Here is a 5,542-nt window from a genome sequence, read left to right as displayed (position 1 = left end):
TTCATCAGAAAAACTACGCATGGTTACTGCTGGAATTAAGAATATTAATATCCAAGGAGCCAAAGTGAAAAAAGGCGTTAAATCGGCAAAACCAGTATTTAATATATTGTAATCTCCTTCAAATACCCAAAGGAACAATCCATTTCCAATTAAGAAAAGGGCAATTACCAAATATCCAATTGGTGAACCAAAAAAGGATTTTATTTCGCGAAATACGATTGACTTCATTTATATTTTTTATTTAAAAGTTTAATGTTTTTAAAGTTTAATGTTTAGAATTTTTCGAATTTGTTTCAAACCGGAACAATCTTAATTTTAAGATCAAATAAAAATTTATTAAATCACCATTTTTGACATTTGTTAATTTTTAAATTGTATTGAAATTACATCCCTATAACTAAGCCCAAGTAATGTACTGGCAGAGCCCACAGTTAACGGATTGCTTCTGAAAATTGCTATTTCAAGAAAACCGGCTTCATTAAAAATAGCCAGTTTTTCGCCTTCGTAATATTTTACAGGATATTTATCCGAAATTGCAATAGCAGAATAATAAGGTAAAATAGTTTTTATAGTTTGTGTTTTAAAAGCGATTTCATAAGGTCTTCCTTTAGCACATTCCAGAAATTGTTTTTTAGAAATGTTAGTCACAGCATTCCCAAAATGATCAATATATATCACATTTCCTTTTAGTTGTGTTCCATCTTCGGAGAAAACTACTTGTAAATCTTTTACTTGTTTTAGGCTTTCAATTTCTTTTCCAATCACGCTTAAAGCTCCGCCTTTGGCAATATGACAAGCAACTTTTACAAAAACATCCAGATCAGTTGCTTCATTATTTAAGCGATCGTGGATGGTTATAGTGACAATTTTTTGTGGAATAATCTTTTGCGAAAGCATGCTTAATATACCATTATCTGCTGCAATAAAGAAATGATCGTTCCATTGCATCACCACATGTTTGTTTTCTTTATTGGCTTCCAAATCAACTCCTATGATATGAACCGTTCCTTTCGGAAAACTGTTGTATGAAGCTGAAATTATGTAACTGGCTTGTGCTGTGTTAAATGGATCAATGTAGTGTGAGATATCAACAATTGATGCGTCAGAATACTCGGATAGTATTTTCCCTTTCAAAATTCCAACAAAGTGGTCTTTCAAGCCGTAATCGGTAGTAAGGGTAATTATTGACATAAAATTGTTTATAACTATTGCGTTTTGGAGTAACCGAAACCTATTTTTTCTTAATTTTGAGAAATGCAAAGCTAAAGTATTTTATACTTTATTTAAACACAATTTTATTTGAATTAAAACAAAATCCATGTCCAGGTTTATTTTTATTTTATTTCTTTTCTCTTATTGTATAGATGCATTTGGTCAAGAAGTTTTGCCGAATTATAAAAAGGTAAATGATAAAACTGTATTCCTTGTATCAACTGAGGTTGATAAAGACCAAAAGACTGTTTTTTTTAATGGAGAAAAAATTGATTTGTTGCTTAATAATAATCTTTGTGAATTTTTATCACTTAAGCAATCTGATTTATTAAGCGAAGAAATACTGAAAAAATTTAAAGGTATTGCATAATTATTACTAGAGCCCCAAATTCTAGAGAGATGTTTTTTAGTGTTATTTCCTATTTAGAAATTAAAAACTGTGATAAGAGGTATTGCAGCGTAAAGATTGAAATGATTTAATCTCAATTAATTAACTTAAAAACTTCTTATTTTGAACGAAAGGATTATTGAGCTCATCGACATTGCTCCAAAAGAATTTTGGGGCACCCACGACTCTCACTTGGAGTCAATCAAGAAATTTTATCCAAAACTAAAAATTGTCGCAAGAGGCACAACTCTAAAGGCATTTGGCGACAAAGATATTTTGGATGAATTTGAAACGCGTTTCCAGCGTTTAATGCTACATTTTACCAGATACAATACTATCGATGACAATGTTATCGAGCGGGTGATTCAAAGTGATTCCCAAGAGGAAACCAGAGCATTTGGTCATGACAAAATTTTGGTTCACGGTGTAGGCGGTAAAATTATCAAAGCCATGACGCCCAATCAGCAATTACTGGTTGATACTGTGGAGAAAAATGATATGGTCTTTGCAGTTGGTCCAGCAGGAACCGGTAAAACATATACAGGTGTTGCCATGGCTGTAAAAGCATTAAAGGAAAAACAAGTCAAGCGCATCATTTTGACAAGACCTGCGGTAGAAGCTGGTGAGAATTTAGGTTTTCTTCCAGGTGATATGAAAGAGAAACTGGATCCTTATATGCAACCTCTGTATGATGCATTACGCGATATGCTGCCCAACGAAAAACTGGAAGATTTTATCTTAAAAGGAATTATTCAGATTGCACCTTTGGCATTTATGCGTGGAAGAACTTTGGATCATGCCTTTGTAATTTTAGACGAGGCACAAAATACAACTCATTCACAAATGAAAATGTTTTTGACGCGTATGGGCAAAAATGCCAAGTTTATGATAACTGGTGATCCTGGCCAAGTCGATTTACCCCGAAGAACAATATCAGGACTTAAAGAAGCCATATTGGTTTTGAAAGATGTTGAAGGAATCGGTATTATTTATTTGGATGATAAAGATATAGTACGTCACCGATTGGTTAAAAAGGTAATTGACGCTTATAAACAAATTGAAAATAACGATTATTAATAATCATTTTTAATTCTTAAAAAAGGAAGAAACTTAATAGCTGAGTTTCTTCCTTTTTTTATTTTAACGTTTTTTTATTTAAATGTCCGTACAATATTTTATTTAAAGTTAATTTATCTACATAATTAAGTTAAATGCATTTTATTGATAGCTGGCTTTTTTTGGTATGTTGTTGAAAAGCAATAAATTTGCAAGGATTAAGATGAAATTGAAATATAAAATGTTGAAGCCAAAATTTAAAGTAATAATAAGCGATTTAGACGGAACATTACTTAACTCAGATCACACTATATCTGCCTATACCAAATCTGTTTTTCAAGAACTCCACAAACAAAATTATCTGATCATTGTTGCTACAGGTCGTCATCACATGGATGCCATGGCAATTATTAATGGTTTGGATTTTCCTGTTTATTTAGTAACTTCAAATGGTGCCAGAATTCACTCTCCACAAAAAGAACTTTTGTTTTCTTTTGATATGGATGGAAATTCAGTAAAATCAGTTTTGTCGTTGGATATTGATCCAGAGATTACAACTGTTTTATTTAAGGAAACCGTCTGGCAAACTTCCAAAACGAATAAGAAGTTAAATGCTTTTCAGAAAGATATGGCATATCCGCCTCAAGTGGTTGATTTTGCCGCATTGGATGATTATAGTGCTATAAAAATATTTTTCACCCATGATGATCATCATAAATTAGTGGATTTAAAAGAAAAAATTCTGATGAATCATTCAGAGGAATTTCATCATGCTTTCAGTTTACCCATTTGCTTGGAATTTATGGATAAATCGGTTGATAAAAGTGTGGCAATTTCAAAAATCCTAGAAATGGAAGGGTATACATTTGAAGACGCTATTTCGTTTGGAGATGGTTTTAATGATGAAAGAATGTTGAACGCTGCCGGGCTTGGAATAATTATGGGAAATGCACCGGAAAATTTAAAAGATAAATTATCTCATTTAAAAGTGATTTCGACTAATAATGAAGACGGTGTGGCAAGATATTTGACTGCGATTTTAGATGGATTTGATTTCACACTTTAATAAGTTTAACTATGAATGTTTCTTTAGAAAAAATTAAACAAAACTGTATATCCGGAATTCTGTTTTTATTACCAGTTTTGATTTTATTAATATTGGTTAAAAAAGTATTTGGCTATTTTGCAAAGTTTGGACAAGGAATTGCTAAACTGACAGGATTAGATCAGGTTTTAGGGGAAAATGCCGCCAATTTTATAGGAGCTTTGATACTATTCATTTTTGTTTATATCTGCGGTTATTTGGTGCGATTGGCATTTTTTCAGAGAATAAGCGAAAGTATTGACGCCAAACTTAAAGAAGTAATTCCAGGCTATGAAAAGCACAAAGAAATTGCAACAAAAACTTTGATTAGTGAACCAAAAGAAGAAGCTGATTTGCCAGTTTTAATCAAGTTTGGTGAATATTGGAAACCTGGTTTTTTAGTTGAAGAAGATTCAGAAAATGCTGTAGTGACTTTGGCTAAGGATGCTGGAAATGAAATTTATATTGTTCCGTTTCAGAATGTGAAAATATTAAAAGAGACATCATTGAGTGAATTGAAATCTGTTGTTAAATCATCTGGAAAAGGGCTTTTGGCTTGTAAATAGAACTTCTGGTTTTGTTTGCGTTCTCTATTAATTAGTTTTAAATTTGCAACCATAAAAAATAACAACACAACAAACTACCAATGAGTAATACAATAACCACTACCAATTTTAATTTTCCAAATCAAAAATCTGTTTATCGCGGAAAAGTTAGAGAAGTCTACAATATCAACGATGATTTACTGGTAATGATTGCTACTGACAGGCTTTCGGCTTTTGATGTGGTTTTGCCAAAAGGAATTCCTTATAAAGGTCAGATTTTGAATCAAATTGCAACAAAATTCATGGAATTGACTGAGGATATTGTGCCAAATTGGTTGGTTGCTACTCCAGATCCAAGTGTTGCTGTCGGACATTTATGTGAGCCTTTTAAGGTTGAAATGGTAATTCGTGGTTATCTTTCGGGTCACGCTGCTCGCGAATATGCTGCTGGAAGAAGACAAATTTGTGGGGTTACAATGGCAGAAGGTCTAAGTGAAAATGATAAATTCCCTGAACCGATTATTACGCCAACTACTAAAGCAGATAATGGAGAACACGATGCAGATATTTCAAGAGAAGCAATTCTTGAAAAAGGAATCGTTAGTGAAGAAGATTATTTAGTTTTAGAAAAATATACTCGTGCTTTATTTCAAAGAGGAACAGAAATTGCCGCTAGCCGTGGTTTGATTTTGGTAGATACAAAATATGAATTTGGTAAAACCAAAGATGGTGTCATCGTTTTGATTGATGAAATCCATACTCCTGATTCTTCTCGTTATTTTTATTCTGAAGGATATGCGGAAAGACAAGCAAATGGTGAAGAACAAAAACAATTATCAAAAGAGTTTGTCAGACGTTGGTTAATCCAAAATGGATTTCAAGGTCAGGAAGGACAACAAATTCCAGAGATGACAGATGAATATATTGAAACAGTTTCGGATAGATATATTGAATTATATGAAAATATTTTGGGAGAAAAGTTTGTGAAAGCTGATATTTCTAACATTAACGATCGTATAGAGAAAAATGTTTTAGCTTATTTGGAGCAAAGATAATTTAGAATCAAATACAAATTACATAAAAACCATAATTCATTTATTTGAGTTACGGTTTTTTTTACGGATAGGATTTACACTGTTTCTTGAAAATACCTAATTTTTCTGCTTCTAAAAAAAAACTCTTCACAATGGAAGAGTTTAAATGATTATTTTTTGGTAATGTCGTCAAGAACTGCTTTGTTTTCGTAATTAATGACTT

At 32.1% G+C, this 5,542-nt stretch carries 6 protein-coding genes and 1 pseudogene; 5 read left to right on the top strand and 2 right to left on the bottom strand.

Annotation, left to right across the window (positions count from 1 at the left end; genetic code table 11):
• Both VLC96_RS11995 and VLC96_RS11990 read right to left on the bottom strand, forming a co-directional pair.
• Positions 1 to 228: pseudogene (locus tag VLC96_RS11995) on the bottom strand (gliding motility-associated ABC transporter permease subunit GldF); the annotation flags it as partial.
• A 132-nt stretch (positions 229 to 360) separates the two neighbouring features.
• Positions 361 to 1,191, bottom strand: a complete 831-nt coding sequence (locus tag VLC96_RS11990; RefSeq protein ID WP_325263204.1) for an SAM hydrolase/SAM-dependent halogenase family protein — start codon at positions 1,189 to 1,191, stop codon at positions 361 to 363.
• A 127-nt stretch (positions 1,192 to 1,318) separates the two neighbouring features.
• On the opposite strand from VLC96_RS11990, the gene VLC96_RS11985 reads away from it, so the two are divergent.
• The 5 genes from VLC96_RS11985 (at position 1,319) to VLC96_RS11965 (ending at position 5,340) form a co-directional block, all read left to right on the top strand.
• A complete protein-coding gene (locus VLC96_RS11985; protein ID WP_325263203.1) occupies positions 1,319 to 1,582 on the top strand; it encodes a hypothetical protein in 264 nt (87 codons plus the stop codon).
• A gap of 141 nt (positions 1,583 to 1,723) precedes the next feature.
• Positions 1,724 to 2,677: a PhoH family protein gene (locus VLC96_RS11980; RefSeq protein ID WP_325263201.1), complete on the top strand. Its 954-nt coding sequence runs from the start codon at positions 1,724 to 1,726 to the stop codon at positions 2,675 to 2,677.
• A 220-nt stretch (positions 2,678 to 2,897) separates the two neighbouring features.
• The gene (locus VLC96_RS11975) at positions 2,898 to 3,722 is read left to right on the top strand and encodes a Cof-type HAD-IIB family hydrolase (RefSeq protein WP_325263200.1); all 825 of its coding nucleotides are present in this window, start codon (positions 2,898 to 2,900) and stop codon (positions 3,720 to 3,722) included.
• A gap of 11 nt (positions 3,723 to 3,733) precedes the next feature.
• Entirely contained in the window at positions 3,734 to 4,306 is a 573-nt protein-coding gene (locus VLC96_RS11970) for a DUF502 domain-containing protein (protein WP_325263199.1), read from the top strand.
• A gap of 80 nt (positions 4,307 to 4,386) precedes the next feature.
• Positions 4,387 to 5,340, top strand: a complete 954-nt coding sequence (locus VLC96_RS11965) for a phosphoribosylaminoimidazolesuccinocarboxamide synthase (protein ID WP_325263197.1) — start codon at positions 4,387 to 4,389, stop codon at positions 5,338 to 5,340.
• The last annotated feature ends 202 nt before the right edge of the window (positions 5,341 to 5,542 follow it).

Source organism: Flavobacterium sp. (assembly GCF_035456085.1).
In the GTDB taxonomy this organism is placed as follows: Bacteria; Bacteroidota; Bacteroidia; order Flavobacteriales; family Flavobacteriaceae; genus Flavobacterium.
This window is presented reverse-complemented; position numbering and strand designations above follow the sequence as displayed.